Annotated in this window: 18 protein-coding genes; 10 read left to right on the forward strand and 8 right to left on the reverse strand. The window is 49.5% G+C overall.

Annotated elements, in window-relative coordinates; translation table 11 throughout:
• The first annotated feature begins 27 nt into the window (after positions 1-27).
• The 6 genes from JKP77_RS05730 to JKP77_RS05755 all read left to right on the forward strand — a co-directional run bounded on the left by JKP77_RS05730 (position 28) and on the right by JKP77_RS05755 (position 8,391).
• The gene (locus JKP77_RS05730) at positions 28-2,265 is read left to right on the forward strand and encodes a GumC family protein (protein WP_218310250.1); all 2,238 of its coding nucleotides are present in this window, start codon (positions 28-30) and stop codon (positions 2,263-2,265) included.
• Positions 2,262-2,987 (forward strand): tyrosine-protein phosphatase, encoded by a 726-nt coding sequence (locus tag JKP77_RS05735; protein ID WP_218310251.1) that lies wholly within the window; start codon positions 2,262-2,264, stop codon positions 2,985-2,987. The genes JKP77_RS05730 and JKP77_RS05735 overlap by 4 nt, the downstream gene beginning before the upstream one ends.
• 762 nt (positions 2,988-3,749) lie before the next feature.
• Complete coding sequence (locus JKP77_RS05740) at positions 3,750-4,916, forward strand: glycosyltransferase (RefSeq protein WP_218310252.1); 1,167 nt, start codon at positions 3,750-3,752, stop codon at positions 4,914-4,916.
• Positions 4,900-6,267, forward strand: coding sequence for an O-antigen ligase family protein (locus JKP77_RS05745; RefSeq protein WP_218310253.1), 1,368 nt, complete (start codon positions 4,900-4,902; stop codon positions 6,265-6,267). Before JKP77_RS05740 ends, JKP77_RS05745 begins: the two co-directional genes overlap by 17 nt.
• Positions 6,268-6,283: 16 nt before the next feature.
• Complete coding sequence (locus JKP77_RS05750; RefSeq protein WP_218310254.1) at positions 6,284-7,411, forward strand: glycosyltransferase family 4 protein; 1,128 nt, start codon at positions 6,284-6,286, stop codon at positions 7,409-7,411.
• A complete protein-coding gene (locus JKP77_RS05755; RefSeq protein ID WP_218310255.1) occupies positions 7,408-8,391 on the forward strand; it encodes a glycosyltransferase family protein in 984 nt (327 codons plus the stop codon). Before JKP77_RS05750 ends, JKP77_RS05755 begins: the two co-directional genes overlap by 4 nt.
• 247 nt (positions 8,392-8,638) lie before the next feature.
• Here JKP77_RS05755 and JKP77_RS05760 read toward each other — a convergent pair whose 3' ends face one another.
• Positions 8,639-9,433 carry a sulfotransferase family 2 domain-containing protein gene (locus JKP77_RS05760; RefSeq protein ID WP_218310256.1) on the reverse strand — a complete coding sequence of 265 codons (795 nt, stop codon included), beginning with the start codon at positions 9,431-9,433 and terminating at the stop codon, positions 8,639-8,641.
• Positions 9,434-9,544: 111 nt separating this feature from the next.
• Between JKP77_RS05760 and JKP77_RS05765 the strand changes: the two genes are divergently transcribed.
• The 3 genes from JKP77_RS05765 (at position 9,545) to JKP77_RS05775 (ending at position 12,103) form a co-directional block, all read left to right on the forward strand.
• A complete protein-coding gene (locus JKP77_RS05765; RefSeq protein WP_218310257.1) occupies positions 9,545-10,441 on the forward strand; it encodes a glycosyltransferase family 2 protein in 897 nt (298 codons plus the stop codon).
• Positions 10,438-11,235: a Stf0 family sulfotransferase gene (locus JKP77_RS05770; RefSeq protein ID WP_218310258.1), complete on the forward strand. Its 798-nt coding sequence runs from the start codon at positions 10,438-10,440 to the stop codon at positions 11,233-11,235. The genes JKP77_RS05765 and JKP77_RS05770 overlap by 4 nt, the downstream gene beginning before the upstream one ends.
• Before the next feature lie 61 nt (positions 11,236-11,296).
• On the forward strand, positions 11,297-12,103 hold the full coding sequence (locus JKP77_RS05775) for a polysaccharide pyruvyl transferase family protein (RefSeq protein ID WP_218310259.1): 807 nt from the start codon (positions 11,297-11,299) through the stop codon (positions 12,101-12,103).
• A gap of 138 nt (positions 12,104-12,241) precedes the next feature.
• On the opposite strand, the gene JKP77_RS05780 is transcribed toward JKP77_RS05775, so the two are convergent.
• The 5 genes from JKP77_RS05780 to JKP77_RS05800 all read right to left on the reverse strand — a co-directional run bounded on the left by JKP77_RS05780 (position 12,242) and on the right by JKP77_RS05800 (position 18,321).
• Entirely contained in the window at positions 12,242-13,711 is a 1,470-nt protein-coding gene (locus JKP77_RS05780) for a lipopolysaccharide biosynthesis protein (RefSeq protein WP_218310260.1), read from the reverse strand.
• Positions 13,712-14,015: 304 nt separating this feature from the next.
• A complete protein-coding gene (locus JKP77_RS05785) occupies positions 14,016-16,058 on the reverse strand; it encodes a right-handed parallel beta-helix repeat-containing protein (RefSeq protein WP_218310261.1) in 2,043 nt (680 codons plus the stop codon).
• Positions 16,059-16,623: 565 nt separating this feature from the next.
• A complete protein-coding gene (locus tag JKP77_RS05790; protein WP_246601091.1) occupies positions 16,624-17,088 on the reverse strand; it encodes a protein-tyrosine phosphatase family protein in 465 nt (154 codons plus the stop codon).
• A 29-nt stretch (positions 17,089-17,117) separates the two neighbouring features.
• On the reverse strand, positions 17,118-17,753 hold the full coding sequence (gene trhA, locus JKP77_RS05795; protein ID WP_218310263.1) for a PAQR family membrane homeostasis protein TrhA: 636 nt from the start codon (positions 17,751-17,753) through the stop codon (positions 17,118-17,120).
• 118 nt (positions 17,754-17,871) lie between these two features.
• Positions 17,872-18,321, reverse strand: coding sequence for a MarR family winged helix-turn-helix transcriptional regulator (locus tag JKP77_RS05800; protein WP_218310264.1), 450 nt, complete (start codon positions 18,319-18,321; stop codon positions 17,872-17,874).
• A gap of 139 nt (positions 18,322-18,460) precedes the next feature.
• Between JKP77_RS05800 and JKP77_RS05805 the strand changes: the two genes are divergently transcribed.
• Positions 18,461-18,889 carry an organic hydroperoxide resistance protein gene (locus JKP77_RS05805; protein WP_218310265.1) on the forward strand — a complete coding sequence of 143 codons (429 nt, stop codon included), beginning with the start codon at positions 18,461-18,463 and terminating at the stop codon, positions 18,887-18,889.
• Between the two features lie 143 nt (positions 18,890-19,032).
• Here the strand turns inward: JKP77_RS05805 and JKP77_RS05810 are convergent, their stop codons facing one another.
• Both JKP77_RS05810 and JKP77_RS05815 read right to left on the reverse strand, forming a co-directional pair.
• Complete coding sequence (locus JKP77_RS05810; RefSeq protein ID WP_218310266.1) at positions 19,033-19,905, reverse strand: DMT family transporter; 873 nt, start codon at positions 19,903-19,905, stop codon at positions 19,033-19,035.
• A gap of 290 nt (positions 19,906-20,195) precedes the next feature.
• Positions 20,196-20,912, reverse strand: coding sequence for a helix-turn-helix domain-containing protein (locus tag JKP77_RS05815; protein ID WP_218310267.1), 717 nt, complete (start codon positions 20,910-20,912; stop codon positions 20,196-20,198).
• Positions 20,913-21,002: the final 90 nt, after the last annotated feature.

A 21,002-nucleotide genomic window follows, 5' to 3' on the forward strand; every position in this document is an offset into this window, starting at 1 on the left:
TCACCGCGACTGCAAAAGGGATCCTTTATGTCGATAAAAATGCGGGATCAGATTCAGGCAAACCTGCTTGATGATGAAACCATTGATTTTGCGCATTACTGGCAGGTTTTTAAGCGCTACTCGGGCCGGATCATATTACTGGCTGTAGTGTTTACTGTGCTGGTGGGCGTCATCGTAATGAAAATGACACCCCAGTATTCTGCGAAGGCTACGTTGCTGATTGAATCTCAGCCTGCCAACGTGATGTCAATTGAAGAAGTCTACAACGCCGATACGACGCGAAAAGATTACATGCAAACGCAGTATGAGATCATCAGTTCCCGTCAGGTTGCCCGGATGGCAGTGGAAGAGCTTGGGCTGGCCGATAACGCCACTTTTATGCCACCAGCCACTGAAGATAATGCGTTGATGGCGAAGGCAAAATCCTGGATATCATCATTGTTGCCCGAAGGAGATTCATCAGCACAAAAAGTGCCACTTACGGAAGAACAAAAGCGGGAAAAGCGGATCCGTGCAGCAACCAACCGCCTGATGAATGCCCTGTCGATTTCACTGGTGAATAACACTCAGGTTATCGAAATCACCGCCATGAGCCAGTCGCCTGAACTGGCTGCGGCGATTGCTAATACGATGGGCAATGTATACGTAGAAAATTATCTTCAGGCCAAAGTAGATATGACAGCGAAAGCGACGTCTTTTTTAACTGAAAGTATGGAAGGGTTGCGCGAAAAGCTGGATGCCGCCGAGCGTGAGCTGTCCCGTTTTTATGAAGAAAACCAACTGGTAAATCTGAACAATGGCGTCGTAAGTCTGGCTGCAGAAGAGCTCGAAGAGCTCACCGAACAGTTGCGTGATGCACAGACAACACTGAATCAGAATCGCACAATCTACCAGCAAACCCAGAACAGCGGCGCTGACTACAGCGCACTAGCCAGGCTGCCAGAAGTCCTCAACCATAGCAATATACAGTCGGTACGCCGCCAGGAAGGTGATGCGCTGAGCCGGGTTTCCGAGTTAAGTAAAGTGTACGGTCCGAAACACCCGAAAATGATTGCGGCAAACGCCGAATTAAGCTCTATACGCGATACCTTGCAGACCCAGATCCGCGATCTGATATCCAGTATCACAACGCAGTACCGGGCCTCGCAAAATAAAGTATCTACGCTGCAGGAGAAGGTCGCAGAGGCAAAATCAGAATACCGTACGTTATCCAGCCTGGAAAACCGCCGTCGGGCGCTTCAGCGCGACGTCGATATTAACCAGCAGATGTATAATTCCATGTTTACCCGCCTTAAAGAAACCAGCGAACTGGGGGGCTTCAAGTCGGCAAATGCACGTATTCTCGATCCTGCTGTGCCGCCGGGTAATCCTGCAAAACCCAATAAAACCCTGATTATTGGTGCCGCGTTTATTGCCAGCTTTGGCTTTGGCGTACTACTCGCCTTTGTTCTTGAAGCGCTTAACAGCGGGGTACGCTCTGTTGATGATGTCGAGAAGAAACTTGGACAAAGAATGTTAGGGCTTATTCCCACACTGGCATTAAAACGCAAAGAAGAATTACCGCTTCGGGCCTATTTCGACAACCAGTTTCATCATTTCAGTGAAGCCGTTCGCACATTAAGAACCAGCTTGTCTTTGATGAACATTGAGAAACAGAGTCAGGCTATCCTTATCACCTCCAGTGTACCTAAAGAAGGGAAGACGACGGTATCGACTAACCTTGCATTTGCCTTGGGGCAGCTGGATAAAGCGATCCTGATTGATGCGGATTTACGTCGGCCTACGATAGGCAAGCGTTTTGGGGTGCCCAATTACCAGCCCGGGTTGTCGAATCTGATTATGCGAACTCACAAACTGGAAGAGTGTCTGGTGCATGATGAGCAGTCAGGTCTGGATCTGATTTCAGCCGGCACGATTCCGTCAAACCCGCAGGAACTGCTGGCCGGAGACGGCTTCCGTGCGCTGATAAATTATCTTAAAAAGCATTATAAATATGTTGTCGTAGACACCGCACCCACTCAGGCGGTCTCAGATGCCATGGTGGTATCGAAAGCCTGCGACTCTGTGATTTATGTGGTTCGGGCTGACAGTACCAGTGAGAAAATGATCCTCAATGGTCTGGGTCGCTTCCTGCAAGTAGGACACAGGGTGGATGGCGTAGTGTTGAATCAGGTAGATCTCGGTAAGTCTGACGTTTCCGAGCGCTACGGTGGCTTCTACGACCAGTACAACTACCAGAGTGACGATGTCAGAGAGCCTGCATGATTGATGTTCACAGCCATATCATTCCCGGAATTGATGATGGTTCCAGAAGCATGAAAATGTCACTGACCATGGCAAAGCAGTCAGTCGATGCCGGCGTTACCCACGTAGTGTGTACGCCGCATATTCATTGGGGTGTGTTTGATAATACCTGTGCGAATATTGAGGAAGGCTATAGCAGGCTGAATGACGCTGTGGCAGCAGAGAACCTGCCACTTACCCTGTCCTGGGCCGGGGAAGTCAGAATTAAAGAGATTATCCCGCAATGGCTGGCAGAAAACGCCCTGCCGTTTGTCGGAAAGTGGAAAGGCAAGCCAGTGTTACTTCTGGAAATGCCACACAGCCATGTTCCTGCCGGGCTGGATCAACTTCTCAGATGGCTGAGTGCGTCCGGCATTCAGCCGCTTATTCCTCATCCTGAACGTAATCGCGACGTCATAAAGATGCCCGACAAGATTCAGTGGTTGAGAAACCTCGGGTGTTTGCTGCAGGTGACTGCCGGTGCTATCACCGGACGCTTCGGTGACAAGGTACAGGCGTTATCATTGCAGATGCTGGATGCGGATCAGGTGGATATTGTCGCCTCTGACATGCACGACGATGTGAGGCGGCCTAACGACATGGGCGAAGCGTACCAGATGGTGAAAGAACATATATCCGAAACGCGTGCTGATAAGTTGTTCACGCAGACGCCAGGTAAGATTGTTACTTCGCAGGATGAATAATGCGAACAGCCCTTTTGTGCTGAGACCAGGTACGTTTAGTTAAGACTGAGTACAAGACAGCGGCATTAACACCACTGCGTCATACTGCGCTATAACCCAAAAAATTACCGCGCCACAGCCCCTAAAAATCAGAAAACTCATCAATGCTTGGCCGCGAAGCTGTCGGCAACCTCCGTCGGCATGGTGTGAAGGATTTTTTCGACTGGCGCATGGTGCAGTGGAGAAGATTTTATTCGACAGACCATGACTCTGAGCCATTCGTTGTAATGTCTTGGCAGATTGTAATGTCTTGGCAGATAGTGAGCAGCAGAAGCACAGCCAGCCTTCGGTATCGGAAATGTCGCTTTCGCACTGGATAACGAAGTCCAGTTGATAAATGGAGGATAAAAAACAGGCGGACTTACAGTGGCAGCGGTTGACCGGACTTGTCCAACCGGCATGCTACTGCCTGATAACTCTCGTAGGGTGTATCGTAACGGGATTCAATAGTGATGCCAGTGCGTATAGCTTACGCAACGCTGTTGCCTGAATGCGACACCTCGCTTGCCGAGTAATTGCGCCTGACGGTGCTCTCGCACCGCGAACGCCTGCTGTGCCTGATGATTAGCGAATTTGCTGCGATGGCACAAAAGGTGAATAACAAAAAGTAACAGCAAACGTTTACCGTCAACGGAACCCGTTCGTATTTTTCCGCAACAATACCGTTGTGGCACTCCCTGAGTTAGCAGGGATAGCAGCAGTCACGCATTAAAGGATAGAAACATGACGCCAGTTCAGCCTGCCGTATTTATTATCAACTCGCTTGAAGGCGGCGGTGCAGAAGGCGTGATGTGTAAGCTTCTGACAATCATGGAGTCATGGTTTCGTGAACAACACCGTGAGGTGTACCTGCTGTTGCTTGACGAAGCCGAAGAGGCTCACACCTGTCCGGACTATGTGAATAAAGAAACCTTGTTTACCGACGGCAGCCTGATGCAGGGCTACTCGGTTTTACAGCAGCGTCTGAAAAAACTACAGCCTGAATACTGCGTGAGTTTTCTCACACGCGCAAACATGTTGAATATTGCTCTGGCTAAACGGTTAGGTTACCGCAGTATCATCAGCGAAAGAGTGAACACCAGTAGCCATTTTTCCGGTGGTGTTAAAGATAAAATCAGCAAAATGATGGTACGGGCCAGCTACCCATTTGCAGACAGAGTCATCGCCGTGAGCGCCGGTGTTAAAGCGGATCTGATCAGACGGTTTGGCGTGTCGGCGCGAAAAATTGATACTGTCTACAATCCCTATGACATTACCACCATTAACAAGCTGGCTGACGACATCCCTGATGACTTACCGTCACGCCCTTATATTATTGGTACGGGACGTTTGGTGCCTAACAAAAACTTTTCGCTGATGATCCGGGCTTACGCCAAAGCGAAAATCGACGAAGACTTGTTGATCCTGGGGCAGGGCGCTGAGCGCGACCGGTTGCAGGCGCTTGCCGGATCGCTGGGTATCGCAAACCGCGTACATTTCGCCGGATTCAAAGCCAATCCTTATCCGTATCTGAAAGCAGCCCGGTATTTTGTCTCTACCTCAAATGCCGAGGGATTCCCCAACGCCATCGTTGAAGCTATGTGTTTGGGACGGCCTGTAGTGGCAACGAACTGCGAGTCTGGCCCGGCAGAGATTCTGACAGGTGACTACCCTGTCGCTGTCACAGGGTTTACCGCAGGACAATACGGGGCACTCTGTGAACTCAATAAGGTGAATGGCGTAGCAGATGCCATGCAGTACATGAGCGATGATATTCACCAGGAAGAGTATCAGTACCGCAGCTCGTCCAGAGCCCGCGACTTCAGCAATACTATTTTTAAAGATAAAATTATCAGCGCTATCTACCCGGATACACCGCCAGAGGGCAATGCCTATGTTCGTGCTGGTTAAGCTGGTTGTTGCCGTTCTCAGCGCTTACCTGATTTACCGAACCATTCGCCGACAGTGCAACAAATATCTGGCTTTTGTCATTGTCGCTGTATGGTTGCGTTTTTTGCTTTCTGCGTTTCATACCATAACCTACGATCCTCTTATCGCCGGTTTCTCTATCAATGCGCTGGCTTCCATAGGTATTGCAGGCGTCGGCGTGTTGCTGCTACCTGGCAACTATTTCAGGCTCAAGAACCTGGCCCCCATTTATGTGTTTCTTGCCGTTATTCTCATCAGTGGTCTGATGAACCGGGAAGTCGTTGGCCTCATCAATGTGATAGTTAAATGGGTGTTTTTCCTGGTGATTGCTGGGGGAATGTTTCTGGCTATCCGCAGCACCGGCAAAGACATCGCGCTGAAAAAATTTCTGATGGTTTTCTTTTTGCCGGTCACTTTGCAAATACTCTCTGTGCTACTGGGAGAAGTCAAAGCCACCGAAGCCGACGGCTCAGCAAGTTATATTGGTGGGTATAATCATGAAGCCGCGTTTTCCATGATCATTGCGGCTTTCGTTCTCACCACCGGATTGCTCAGTCCTACCGTAATTCGATACCGCGGGGCACTGTTTGCGCTGGGCTGCGTTTTACTGGTGTTAGTAAACTACCGTACCTCAATTTTAGCTATCCTGCCTATGACAGCTATTTTTCTGTTTACGAGCCTGGAATCCAGGATCCCGCAAAAGCAAAAGCCGGTATTTTTTATTTTTGCTCTGGCAGGGCTGGGGCTGGGCTTCCTGCTACTTTCTTATTCCATGCAGGAGCGGTTTGCCGATATTTTCGTGTTCCTCAGCAGTTGGCAGGATCTGTTAAAAGCGCCGATGTACTACACTGAGAAGGAAAAAGATATTTTTTCTGCCCGTGTATATATCTGGGCCCAGTATGTACATGCCTTTGTCAGTGCTGACTGGATTAATCAACTCATTGGAATGGGTCCTGAATCCTGGAACGGCGTATTTAAGAAGTATGCCCACAATACCTACGTGTCGTATCTCTATGAATACGGTCTTCTTGGATTAGGCGCTTTTGTGTTTGCGGTTTGCCGGTTTCTTATTCTGGCTTTTCGTTGCGCAGATCGCCATTTCGCCTGGCTGCTGTTTTCATCGATGGTCGGCTTTTTAATTATGAATATGGCAACCATGCCATTGTGGAATATCGAAGGGCTGATCCTCTATGCCATTTTACTGGGCAGTGCACTGGCACCATTGCCCAGGTCTTCTGTATCCGGAACATCACATTTTAGCGGGCAGAATGAAACTGCCGGGCCTGAGGGAAAGCGCATGCAGCTATCACCTTCAGGCCGTTCGCAAACGTAGTAACAGGGAGAAAAGTATGAAAGTGTGCGCTATCGGCCTGCGCGGGATCCCCAATGTAATGGGAGGAATTGAGTCCCATTGTCAGCAACTTTATCCCAGAATGGTGAAAGCAGGAGACAAGGTGACGGTCATTGCCCGTTCTCCCTATGTTGAAAAAAAGCACGATAGTTTCGAGGGAGTAGAAGTCCTTGCCTTGTGGACTATTCGTCACAAACTTATCGAAACGTTTTTACACACCTTTCTGGCGTTGTTGTACGCCAGATTTGTCGTAAAGCCCGACGTGTTACATATCCATGCTATTGGTCCGGCGTTGTTCACGCCGCTGGCCAAACTACTGGGAATGAAAGTGGTGGTGACGCATCACGGTGCGGATTATGATCGCCAGAAATGGAATCGATTTGCAAAACGATTACTGCGAACCGGTGAGTCCATGGCAGTGCGCTTCGCGGACCACGTTGTGGTAGTGGGAAGCACGCTAACAGAAAAACTACGCCACAAATACGCCAGCCACAAAGATAAAATCTCCTACGTGCCGAATGGCACGCTGACTAATTTCGATGACACGTTGGCCGCCGATGCCTTGCCTGGCGATCTGGAAATAGTACCTGACAATTACATAGTAACGGTGGGGCGTCTTGTACCGGAAAAAGGCTTTCATGATCTCGTCGCCGCCTATGAACAGAGCCGTTCTCCATTGAAATTGGTCATTGTTGGTAATGCCGACCATGAAGATGATTATTCCCGCAACCTCCTTCGGCATCGCAGTGATAATGTCATCTTTGCTGGCCGGCGACAGGGCGATGAGTTAAATGCGCTGTACAAGTTTGCCCGCGTTTTTGTGTTGCCTTCCTATCATGAGGGATTACCGATTGTGGCGTTAGAAGCCATTAGCGCAGGTACCGACGTGATTTTAAGTAATATTACGCCGAATGCGGATATCGGGTTACCTGAAGACTGCTACTTTCCGGTGGGTGACACCGATGCCCTGGCCAACAAGTTTAACAACCTTAACGAGCTAAGCCTGGGGATAAACAAAACGGCTTTTCTTTCGAAATTTAACTGGGACAGCATTGCCAAAGAGACAAGCCAGGTTCTTACCAGTGTGACGAAGAAAAACCGATCGGAACAGGCGTCTCACTTATGAGCAGTAAAAAGCGGCTTTTCCTTTACCCATTCACCCATAGCAATGGTTTTATCGCAAGGACAAAACAGGTGTTCTCCCGCCTGGGCTTTGACATAAAGCCATTTAAAAGCTTATATCACCCGCGCAATCTATTGTCCCGCGAAGAGAACTGGGTTGTGCTTAACTGGTATGAAGACCAGCCGTTCAGGAAAGGTCTCAGTGGTATCAGACGTGTTGTGTTTATTGCGTCATTTTTTGTGACACTGTGGGTGATGCGGCTGTTTAGTAAAAATATCATTTGGGTTCGTCACAATTATCGCCCTCATAACAGCGACGCAGATATCGACCTGTATCGCTCAATCGTCAGGTTGATGCGTAGCGTCGCAGACAGGGTAGTAACGCTTGAACGCACCGAACTGCTGGGGACATCGGTGACCAAGCATCCTTTGTATAAAGAGGATGCAGTCATTATTGACCTGCAAAAGGAAATGCAGATCAGAACCAAGCAGTTTGATTATTTGTATTTCGGCAGTATCAAACCTTACAAGCGATTAGATGCGCTGCTTGATGCATGGCCCGAATCTAAAAAACTGACGATACGGGGTTTTTGCTCTGACAGCACCTATACCCAAAAGCTGCTGGATATTATCAAACAGCGGGATATAGATGTCGACTGGGAAAACCGCTTCCTCAGTGATGAGGAACTTGAAGCGGCGGTGGCGAATTCACGGTATGTTATTTTGCCTCACGATGATCACGCGATGATTTCTTCCGGCACGTTTTATATGGCAGTAAGCCTTGGCGCAAATATCCTGTGTTTTGACTCGGCCTTTGCGAGAAACAAAGCGGAGCGTTTTGATTTTGTGCAGGTTATTACGCCGGAGGCGTTGCCTGAGCAGCTTGAGTCGCTGCGATACATGCCGTCAGACCAGGTAATGACTGAGGCGCTGGCGCATTACAGCGATAAGGCTGTCACCGAAGCATGGCGGCATGTGTTGTAAATGCTAATTGGATAACACTACTGACATCGGCGATATCCACTGGTGTCTATAAAACAGCGCCGGTGGTTATTCGCATCTTTCCTACAGATAAAGCGCGGCGACGTCGTCTATAGCCATTACCGCCCTCTGTTTCTTCATTTTGCGTCAATTGCCGGTAATAGTGCTGCTCGATGGAAGACTCAATCCAGGCCCGAGCCTGCGATATCGCCGGGATGACTGTTAGAAACTTAAGCAAACGCCAGCTGCCTCACGCAGCATGAGAGTCTATGCTGGCAGTCTTCACCGCATCGTAAATACGCTGGTCGACGTCACAGAGGTTGCGGATACACTGCATTAGCTGCGGATCATCCACGATATCATGGTAAACCTGTTTATTGGGAGTGGCGTTGCGGTTGCCTATTGCGATGCGCACATCGAACCGGGCGTTAAAATCCTGCTCCCATTTTTCCATGTTATCCAGCGTGCCACACACCGAAAATCGCCGTAAGTTCTCCACCGCAGCGTCAACTACACTGGCTTTTCTTTCGGCAATAGCATTGGCATCTGTGATACCTGAAAAATACCGGGCATACGTCATACCGGATGTCAGAGCGGCGTCTGAGTTGAGATACACGCTGATATCACTGTCATGCTTCTGCCACTGTGACGACTTATACCGGTTATACACATATTCAGAGATAAACCGGTCTACCGGATCTCTTAGCACCGTGACAAAGTGCCAGTGTTTGTAATATTTACCCACAACATCCGGACGAGCGATACAATGTCCGTTGGTATAAACCATATGCGGACTCTCAAGGTGACTGATTAGCTGTGATTCACGGGCGCGCATCATATCAATCCCCAGAAGCTGCTCACTTACCTGGCTGGCTTTAAGGTCGATATAGGCAGCAAAACGCGTCGCTTTGAAGAAAGCAGGGTATACCGCGCTAAAAATCGCTTTGGAAAGCGACACGCCAGCACATTTTGGGACGTGACAGAAAAAAATCTTCGGGTATCTGGCGAGATATTTTTCTGATTGACGCTTCAGGATTTCTTGCATGATTCTTGCTCCGGTAATGGTATCACTCACGTCAGTAAGTTTATTCAGCGTAAATGGGAAAGATGCTCTGTTTTCGGACCCGGCTTACTGTCACCATCAAAGAGGATCATTATGAGCTTTACCGTCAGTGTTGTGATTACCACATTTAACCGACCCAAAGAACTCATTGAAGCGCTGGATGGCGTATATACCCAAATCTCACAGCCCAAAGAAGTCATCGTCGTGAACGATGCATCATCCTTGCCATATGATGACGTGAAGCAAAGATTTTCCGAGCACGACAACTTCCAGTATATCTATCTGGAAACCTCGAGCGGTGCTAACAAAGCAAGAAACGTAGGAGTAGAGCAGGCAACCGGCGATATCATCGCCTTTCTTGATGATGACGACATCTGGATGCCGGGTTATCTGCTAGAGCACACTACGGCTTATGAGCAGGGCGCTGACGCCGTAGTCAGCGGCTATCAGAACCTGGGCAAAGAAGACGAGGTGTATGTGCAGTCGTCTGACGTGGTAGATGCTGGTGTACTTAGAACCGGTAACCAGTATTGCGGCATGAGTGGCTTTAGTATGAAGCGTGAGCTGGCGTTGCAGGAGCGATTCGACGAATCGTTACCGAACGGTCAGGACTGGGATATGTACGTCAGACTGCTGCAAAATGGCTACAGTCTTCGCAACATTCCAAAAGCCATTTTCTACTATCGATTCCAGAATATGGACGGCATCGGCGCGAAAGTCGCCAAAATGACGCCTGAAGAGGCTATCGTCCGGCTACGCTCCGCAGATAAACATAGAGCGTTTTTAGGCGACGAGTTCTATCGGCGACGGGTCGCGGCGCAACTGCTGGTGTACCTGCCACTCAAACGTCAGAAATTGAAATGGCTGATGGCGTCAGTGCAACGGGCAGGGGTCATCGTTACCGTTCAGCATATTTATGGTGTCGCCATAAAAAAGTTCAAAACAAGACAACTCGAGCAAGCTAGAGCGCAGCGGAGACGTGCTGCGTGACGGTTGGGGTATACGAGGATCAGTTCGATAGCCGACACGATTTCTCGCACAATCGACGTGCTACCAAAACGCTGATCATTGCCTCTACGGTGCGATCTGGCAGTCATATGCTGGGACACGCGCTCCATGCTACCGGGGCTTTCGGTTATCCCCTGGAGTACGCTCAGCCAAAAAACTTGTCTGTGTGGAAACAAAAGCTGGGGGTGAATACTACACCGCAGGCTATGGAAAAGCTGTTGGCCAGGCGTTCGTCTGAGAATGGCGTTTTCGGGATTAAAGTGCACTACCGCCATCTCGACACATTGGGCGGACTGTCCGGACTGCTTCAATGCTTCCCCGACCCACACTTCGTGTTACTCACCCGCGACGACATCATGGCTCAGGCGGTCTCGCTGGCCATTGCCAGGCAAACCGGAAACTGGATAAGCGGACAAAACGAGTCTGATGTTGAGCCCGAGTACTGCTTTTCTGACATTGATGACAGCTTGCGCCGGGTCATTCTGGCCAATGCGTCCTGGCAGTATTTACTGGCAGCAAACGGCCTGCCCACACTGCCACTGCGATTTAGTGACGTGAAAAATAATACCCGTCAGACCATTACCGACATTGCCGGGTTCATGGATGTTGAGCTGGATGAGTCCAGGATCCCATCAACCCCAGTGACTAAGAAACAGAGTAAGTCGTTGAATCAATCATGGATTGCGCGGTTTCAAAAAGAAGCCGGGCAAGGCGATGAGCTTTTACGGTATCACACCGAAAAATTAACCTACCGCCTGAAGCGAAAGTTCAGGTAAGCAATTTGTGGTGGCACATGCTGTGTCAGCCTTAGCAACAACATAAAGAAGGAAATCAATTGTGCTTTATCACTTGGCTGAAAACGTTGTTCGAAAGCAGGAAAAACAACGTGTTTACTGGTGGGAACCGAAAAACAAAAAGCCCAATATCGGCGATCACGTTGCTTATGATTTGGTGAACCGGGTGTTAGCACAAAAGGGCAAACTCATTAGCGACAAGCTCGACAGCAGCAAAAAACTGGTAAGCGTAGGGTCAGTTCTGCATTTTGCCAATACCGGCGATGCAATCTGGGGAACCGGATTAAACAAAAAAATTGATGATGATAAAAACCGCTTTCGCTCCCTCGATGTGCGCGCGGTAAGGGGACCGAAGACCAAAGCGTATCTGAACAATCGCGGAATTGACGTACCCGATGTATTTGGCGATCCCGCCATTTTATTGCCTTTCTTCTACCCGAAAGCGCTGATGGAGGGGCAAGTGCAAAAGCGGCCATATATCGTTATCAATCACATGAACGATGAAATGGCGCAATACAAGGGGCACGAGTCAGAGCTGGTCACACCGATGCAGTACCCGGGTTCCTTTATTGAAGCGATTGTAAACAGTGAGTTTGTTATTTCCAGCAGTCTTCATGGCGTCATCATCGCTGAAGCTTACGGTGTCCCAGCTGTTTTTCTGGACTCTAACAGCGGTGAGTCTATGTTCAAATACGAGGATTACTTTGGTGGGACCAACCGTAGCTCTGTCCCTAAAGTCACCTCTGTCGATGAAGGCTTAAGTGTTGTCCGCCAGACACCGCCGGACCTTTCCGCGCAGGCAGTGCGTTTGTACCAGGCATTCCCGTTTGATTTATGGGGCACGAAGTAAGCTTGCGGGGCGAATATTTTTATCGTTGAACCAGTCAGCAATAGTGCGTGATTGGTGTTATTCAGCGAGTAAGCAAAAGCGAAGACGCGCCCTGCGTGTTCGCGCTAACTTTTTAGTAGCCCGGTACACAAAGTATGATCAGGTTTTTGCTTTTCCCTCAGGCGGTTTCATTTTCGGCGTCACCCGCAGTTCACGAAGCACGGTAAACGTGTGCTTGCGAAAACATACCAGCAGAATGGCACTGTAAATCAGCGCTCCCATGGCGACCAGGACGGCAAGTTCAGCAATGATTGTGGATAAGCCGAATAAATCTGTACGTTCGCTATACAAGACGGCGCCATACATCACCAGGCCCGCCAGAGAGAACCGCCAGGTATTTGCAATGGCCTCGCGCAAGGAAATACCAATGTGCTTTTTCACCACGGCAAATTTCATTAACAGCGTGATGTAGCCAGAGAGTACGATACCGATGACCACCGCCGTCAGACCCCAGTAAACTAACATCAAGGGAAGCGCCAGGTTTACCACCAGATTAATCATGTTCAGCGTAAATGCCTGATTAGGCTTTCCCTGAGAAATGAGCAGATTAGGAAGGTAGTAGGCCATGACCTGCGTGGGAGCGAGCAGAGCGAGAATAGACAGAAGATGCGCTGACGGCTCCCATTTTTCGCCGAACACCAGTTCAATAAAGGGATGTGCGACCGCACCAACGCCGAAGTAGACGGGGACTACAAATAAAGCCGTCATACCGGTTATTCTCGAAAATGCATGATTCAACCGTAATGTTTCGACTCTCGACAAACCTGCCAGCGCAATGCGGTTAAGTGGCTGAAACGTCAGATTGTTAATAACGGAAAATCCCTGGCGGGCAACCGAGGCATAGGCAAACGTCGACGCACCAAGAAAAAAGGCAATAACGATATTAGAGGCTTTGGTAGAGAAAAAATTAACAAACGAGGTCGCGATGAGTGGTTTGGCAAAAACAATGATTTCCGGAAGATCCGAGCGGTCAGTCACCCACACCGGCCTAAAAGAGGACTGTACCCACGTCAGCACGGTCGACACCACAGCCTGCACCACTTTGCCGAAGATAATTGCCCAGGCACCAAAACCCTGTAATGCCGTGACAACTGAAACAATGCCGCCGGCCAGTACGCCAGCCATATCATATGCGGCCAGTGCTTTGTTGCGAAAGTCCCGTTCAAGCCTGGCTTTGTGTACCAGCCGGAACCCATTGGCAATCGGAATAATTGATAATGCAGCGATAAGCTGTGCTGCCAACTCTGAGTAGGTATACCAGGCAACCGGGACAGCGATAGCGAAAATAAAGATAGCGATTGCGACGGACACGCCCATCAATACCCAGAACGACAGGCTGGCAAACTGATCATCCCACTTTTCCCGCTGGATCAGATTCTGGCTGATACCCACTGTCACAAACAGGTTACAGAATTCTACAACCATCAGGCAGATGGCTACCAGACCGAATTCTTCGACGCCGAGGATCCGCGCCATGATGGCGTAAACTACAAAGTTTATTACCTGTGCGAACCCGTTTGCCGAAAGGTTAAAAAACGCACCGGTAATAGACTTGTTTTTTAGAGACATACTGCAACTGTCCTTGTGTGAAAACGCAAAAGTCTGTAAGCAGATTCTGCGTCAATGTCGCCGTGGTTAGTAGCGAAAAACACCACTATCTGTTCTTTGTTAGTGCAAGAAAAGTTCGCACACTGTTATTGATGCCCTGACGAACGACATTGCGGTTTGCTCATCTGGCATTGGTAGCTAAGCAAGTTTATTGCCACAGTGATACATCCGCTGTAGCGAGAAATCGTTCGTCAGGCCAGGCAATGCCCTTAGGATTGTAATAACGCCAGATAGCCACTGCTGGCAAGGCGTGGCTCGAAGACCATTATTCAGGCAACAAACCGTATAAAAACTGACTACCATCTTCCGAATACCGGGTGAAGTTATCTATGACAAATTCGTTGGTGGCCGGTAAATAAGCTCTGTCATCCTGATGATAGAGTTCATGGGCAAGTTCATCGTCAAATGATGCTTCGCACACATATGGCTGCGTGAGATTCCCTTCGATTTTGGCTTCGCCAAGTTTCAGATTATAAAACACGTTATTGATAAACAACGATCCAGGAAACGCTTCGGGATCATATACATTGTAACCCACCATGTTGTTCGATTTCTCTGTTATGACGACGTTATTGGTGGCGTTGATCCAGAACGAGTCGTCCTCTTTAAAGCGTGACGCGGTAATGCCGTTGCGCTCAACAGTGATAAAGTTATGAAAAATGTTTACCTTGCCCATTGGGCCCGCAATCAAACCGCCAAGCTTCACAGCTGCCCATTGTTTACCGCGTTCATCACCCAGGTTATGGATATAATTGTTAAAGATAAAACTGGGACCCAGTCGCGACGGAACGGCGCTGATACCGGTGTAGGTATTGGAAATATCATTATTGTAAACCAGCACGTTATGCTGGCCGCCATCGATTTCTATCGCGTCATCGTTGGCGTACGCAAGCGTGTTATTGTAAATTGCTGAGTGGCGCACAAATCCACCCAGGGTTTCGCCGTTTTTGCGGCCCTCGATCACATCATTAAACCGATGCTCTGGCGCTCCGGTGAAGCGGTTGTTGCGTAGAATAATTTGTCCTTTGTAGCGTGGGTCCTGATGGTTTCCGTACGCGAGGAAGGCATTCGGGCCTTTGGGATGGCCATACTCCCAGCTGTTGGCCGCCGGTGTGGGCGAATGCACATGACAGTCTTCTACGGTGATTACGCCAGACTGCACAAAGTAGAGCGCAGAATCATAATTAATTGGCTGAGCGTCTTCTTCCTCAAAGGCGATGCCATTTTTGATAACGTTGGGCTGACGGCCCCATTCGGAGATATCACACCCTTTGAACCACAAATGGTGAGCATTTTCTGCGTAAACAGCATGCACGCGAGCCCCTTTTGTGGTCACATTCTCAAAATAAACATAGCTGTTGTCACCGATAGCAATGGCGTGTCGGTCGCCTTCTTCGGCAACAACAGGGGTATCCGCATCACCCACAATTTTCGCCCAGGCTCCCGGTTTTCCTTCTATTCCCAGTGCTTCCAGATCCAGCGTACCGCCGGTATAAATATCGCGAAGATAGTGGATATTGTCCGGATCGACAGGCGGACTGTCAGGACGCGTTGTAACGGTACGGGCATATGTACCGACTGTGTCACCGTCACGGTTAAGCGTCACTTCAATTTCATAGGTAGTGTCAGGTTCCAGATACAGTATAGGGCCAGTAAGTACAGACTGCACCGGTTCCCATTCCGGCGCCCGTGCATCTTTCCATATTTCCTGCCCCTGCTGTCTGAACCGCATCTGTGCAGTGGTGTCCGGAGTTTGCCCAAAAATGGAAATGTTCATTGATTCAATCAGCGACGTGCTTACCACGGGGTAAGCGGAAAGGTCGCCGGGTTTTTGTTCGGGAATGTAAATGCCGGCCACATCGGCATAGCGATGTAACGCATCGGTCTCTACCAGCTCTGACGACTGTAAATCGAGATACAATGCGTAGCGATCCAGGGGAAATAACACAAACGCACTGATGATAGCCCATTTCAAATCGGCGTCCTCGCGCGCGGCCACTTTCTCAATAGCCTGTTTGATGGAATCGCCGTTCTGCATGTTCAGCAGTACGCTGGCGGCGACGTCAAACTGTGCGCTGGGCAGGGAAGAGAATAAGTGACGAAAACGCTTGTCCTTAGACAGGGTCTCAATAATGTCTGTGGCATCGCTTTCGTCTATAACGTTGTCGGCTTCGAAGCTGCTGATGGCGACCATACCCGGCTGCCCGGAAAAATAGTCGCTGGTTCGTATTCCGGATCTTGCCTGAGAGCAGGCTGTAAGGAGCAAAACCGAGACGATGGCAGTTACAGTGTATAGCGTTTGACGCATAGCTTCTCCGAAGTTCGTGATTCAGCGAGAGTCCGCGGCATATTCACTGCGACAAAAAAGTACTGACAACGGCCTTTAAGAAAGCGTGTCACAATGGAATACAGTCAGACGGAACGATTTCAAATTGCGCGATTGCTGCTTCTCCGGGGGGGCTCTGACACTGCGGCTGGCGGGCGGGCAAATAAGCCTTAGCCGTCAGCCTGAATCAAATAAGCAAAACGTCCGGATAGTTGCAAAGCGTTGTAGTCAGGGGAAACGCAACATTAATGCCAACGCATCGGACTGAGAATGGTATTTACACCATCGACCTGACAAGCCGTATAAATGGGCGCTGAAGCTGGCATTAAACTGTAAGTTGAAAGAAGTTGGAGCTGGCAACTGTGGCTAATTAGCAACTATCGCCGTCAAGAATTTCCCGGTAGTCGATGAGAACGTGTAAGTGTTGCAACGAAATCAGTTGATTGTGCAGATTCGATGTCAGCGTTTACTGCCCGATAAGATGGTCAGGGCAGAATAGCGTGTCAGATATGGATAGTGCGTGAAAGAACCCACGCAGAAGTACCGGTTACATCGGCGCGCTTGTGCCTAGCCCGGCCGCCCAGTGCAGAGACTCGCGTGTCAGCGTATTGGCATGTAATGCAGGCATGCTATGTAAAATCGGGTAGGCGCTTGATGAGGGAATACGACAGGCGTGACAAAGCGCATAAACCATCAGTGCGCAGCGATGCATCGACTCATCACAGTAAAAATAAATGCGGGCGCCTTCTTTGAGCAATTGCGACAGCTCTGTGAGGTACTGATGCAGGTACGTGCGCTGAATGTCTGAGGCTGACAACGTCTGATGTACCGGCATCCACAGCCATTCCATTCCGGCTTCGCGGGAGCGCTGGCGCAAAGAAATAGCGTTCTCATCATCAGTAAGAAATACCGCGATATGGGAAACGCCCTGCGCTTTGAGGTTGCGTAATTGTCTTTCATCCGGCTCTGTTCCCAGGGCGAGCTGGCCTGCGTACAGACTAAATGAAGACAACTTTGCATTCTTGGATTGTTGTGTTTCGGTCATACCACGTAGTAATAGATAGAGAAATAATGGCAAATACAGCCGCCCAGCACAAACAGGTGCCAGATGGCGTGAGTATATTTCACTTTCTTGGCTACGTAAAAGAACACCCCTAAACTAAAACAGATCCCGCCGGCAACCAGCAGCCACAGACCAGCACCAGGCAACGACACATAAAGCGGGTAGATAAGTCCCAGTGCAATCCAACCCATCAACAGGTAAGTCATTACTGACACTTTTGGGAAACGGTGCTGAGCAATCAGTTTAAATGCGACGCCGCCAATGGCGAGCGTCCAGATGACAGCTGTCATTGTGATCCCCAGCCAACCACCAATTGCGACCAGCAGCAAGGGCGTGTAGGTACCGGCGATGAGCAAGTAGATGGCGCTGTGATCAAAAAGCTTCAAAAGCCCTTTGGTTTTATGATGAGAGATAGCGTGATAAAGCGTCGAGCTCAAAAACATTAAGATCAGCGTCGAGCCATACACCGCAGCGGCAGTTACCGCTAGTGGATGCTCTGCTCTGAATAGCAAAAATACCAGACCAACAATGGCGGCAATAAAGCCCAGGCCATGGCTGACGCTGTTTAACCATTCCTCTATGACGCTGTATGCGCGTTTTGGCATGTTTGTCATGGTATGCCCTCAATCAACTGGTAGGATGTCATTGTAGAATTTCAGCGTACAGATGTACACTCAAATAGATGATTCTCGAACAATGACATGACAGTGTTATGACAACAGCATGCAGTCGCTATTCAAATTCACAAACCGATTTGTCGAGACAATCACTGAGTTTATCAATGAGATCACGCAGTTGAACGGCTTCATCAGCGGTTAATGAATTCAGATTGCATACCATCTGGTGGGGAATGGACTCCGCCTGTACCCGGGCATCGGAGCCACCTTTCGTCAACTTGACGCGGCGACTACGTTTATCGTGCGGGTCGGCAACAAGATCAAGATAGCCTTTGTCCTGTAGCTTTCTGAGGATGAGTGTCATTGCCCCGCCATCAATGCGCGTGCGACGAAGCAGCTCACTGATAGGGATATCGTCCTGTTCCCACAACGCCATCAACACCACGTACTGGGGATAGGTGATATCCAGTGATTTAAGCAGTGGTCGGTAAGCGCGGGAGAATGCATTCGACACGGTGTAAAAACGATGACAGAGCTGATTTTCCAGCTTCAGTGCGTCAGACATAACCAATACCTGTAACAAAATACCACTATATTTTGCATGCAAAGCACTTGATCTTCAATATTACATACAGTAATTTGTTTTGCATACAAAGTAACTGGGGTGAGCAGACCCTTGCAGACGTTCAACAAAGGAGAGCAACATGCATAAGCTTGAACAGGTCGTATATACAGGTACCGCAACCGCAACCGGCGGTCGTGAAGGTGTGGCGACGTCCAGTGACGGCGCGCTGGATGTTAAATTATCAACGCCTAAAGCGTTGGGTGGCCCGGGTGGTGACGGCACCAACCCTGAGCAGATGTTTGCCGCAGGCTATTCTGCGTGCTTTATCGGCGCACTTAAGCACGTTGCGGCGGCGGAAAAAGTGAAGCTGGGTAGTGATATCAGCGTGACCGGTGATGTCTCAATAGGTCCAATTCCACAGGGTTTTGCCATTGCCGTAAAACTTACCGTTGACCTTGGCGATGTAGATAAAGAAACCGCGCAATCATTGGTAGATAAAGCGCATCAGGTTTGTCCTTACTCCAACGCGACGCGCGGGAATATTGAAGTCGAACTGACGCTGGCCTAAAACAAAGCAAGAAGCAGATTCCCTCTGTTGTTTGGTGGCTTGGCAATCTGACGTAGTTAACGTCACCATCAGCAATGAGTCAGAAAAAGGTCGCCTTGTAGCGACCTTTTTATGACCCTTCTTTGAAACTTAGCAGGATGGGTTCAGGCTGCTTTTCGTCTTTTAATCCTTAAGCCAGAGAACTGTCTGAGGTTGGCAACCAGTGCACCTGCCAGGATAAGGCTCAAAGCCGTTAACACGGCAGTATTCAGCGGACTGAAGTCAAACACGAATAAGGCGACGCTGGATATTACGGGCGTGGTAAAGCTAAGTGATGCCAGTAACGCGCGATTACCCTGCTTCATACCGATATCCCACAGGTAAAAAGCCCCGCCCACGGGCCCAAGGCCCAGCAGGAGTGCGCTTAGCCACTGTCCTGTCGTCAAATCCCAGTTGGTAACTTCAGTGAAACCATGAAATACCAGGGCGAGCATGGCCACCGCAAGAGACACCCAGCCGATATCATCCACGTTGCTGTGAGATGCTGAGAGAAACCAGGAATACCCTGACCAGATTAATGCGCATGTGGCCGCCAGCAGGTAACCGGACACGTGGCGGGCTTCAAACCCTACGTCGCCATTATTTAGCAGCAGAATAGCGGTTCCAGCGAAGCCAATAGCACCACCGGCAAGCGCCAGCAAACGGTTGCCGGCGTTAGCGACAAAGATACCTAACAGCAGTGGCCATAAATAGGCAATGAGGCTGACTTCAATAGCGGGGGCCTGACGAATGGCCTGAAAATAGCACCAGTGAAAGCCGAAAAGGCTACCGACCTGAACCAGCCATTGACCGGCAGATAATGTTGGCAGAGAGAAAAGCGGCGTGCCCCTTAGCACTCTTTTCACCAGCAACAATAAGAAAGACACTAAAAAGCAAATAAATAATAGCTGAAAAGACGGTATTGCCGAGCTGCTAACGCTCAGCGTTGCCAACAGTCCCCACATAAAAATGGCTGAAAGTCCTGCTAAAGTTGTCATAAAGTGATGTGATGTTCGTAAAATCAATATCATCATGATATTTGAAAATACTGGTTTTGTATTTGCTGAAAAGACGCTCTTGTGAGCCGTAAAGACGGAGTTTTCCCTGCGGCAGTATCGGCTTTACGACAACTTGTCAGTGGATATCATTTTTGCAAACAGCCAAACAGCCAAACAGCCAAACAGCCAAACAGCCAAACAACTGTGCTGCCGTGCTTGCATACTTCATCGTCTGTATGCTGCGCACTCTGGTGCAAACCAGGGTTATCAGCCTGATGTTCTTTTATTCGTTAAGTTCGCCTGGTGGTATAAGCGCTGGGCGGCTCGCCAAAAAACGCAGTAAAGCGCCGACTAAACGCCGACAGGTCGGTGTATCCGGCTTCCTGCGCCACCCTGTAAACCGGCAGGTCGGTATGGGTAAGCAGTGCCCGTGCGGTTTTCATCCGCTCCTGCGTAATATAATGTCCGCAGGTCATACCGGTGGCGGCTTTGAATCGCTTCTTGAACTGCGTGATCCCCAGACACGCCACGTCAGCCAGTTCGGCTAACGGTAAGGCCGATGCCAGGTTGTCATGAATATGCGTTTTGGCTGCTGAAATACGCGCGTCCGGAAACCGGTGTGTCGGCAGGGTATTAACCTGTTGTTTGAAAAGCTGAACCAGCATCGACATATCCTGCTCACCCATATCGGTAGCTAATTTGGCTTCAATAAACATCAGGTACGCCTGTGTCGCCTTATCCAGCATCAGTAAAGGTGAGTCGGGGAGTTGTGCTGAAGCCGGAACGTCAGACAAGTCAGCGACAACAAAGCGAGAGGCAACATTGGCTCGAAACCCGTGTTCTTGTCCCGGCGCAATGATGATAGCTTCACCTACACCCACGGCTCCCTGATAGTTATCCATTGCCATCTCAATGTTGCCCTGCAGCGGCAATACCATCTGGCAGTAGTCATGGGTATGGCTGTCCATCGTCAGGGTGTAGGAACGAATTGACAGTGATTCAGTCATCGCTTTCTTCATTCAGGCTCAGTCAACGCAATGCGACGCTGCCTCTGAACATCTGTCAGCCCTGTCCCATCTATCACTTGGGCAACCGGG

Origin of the sequence: Alteromonas antoniana (assembly GCF_019249295.1) — a bacterium.
GTDB lineage: Bacteria > Pseudomonadota > Gammaproteobacteria > Enterobacterales > Alteromonadaceae > Alteromonas > Alteromonas antoniana.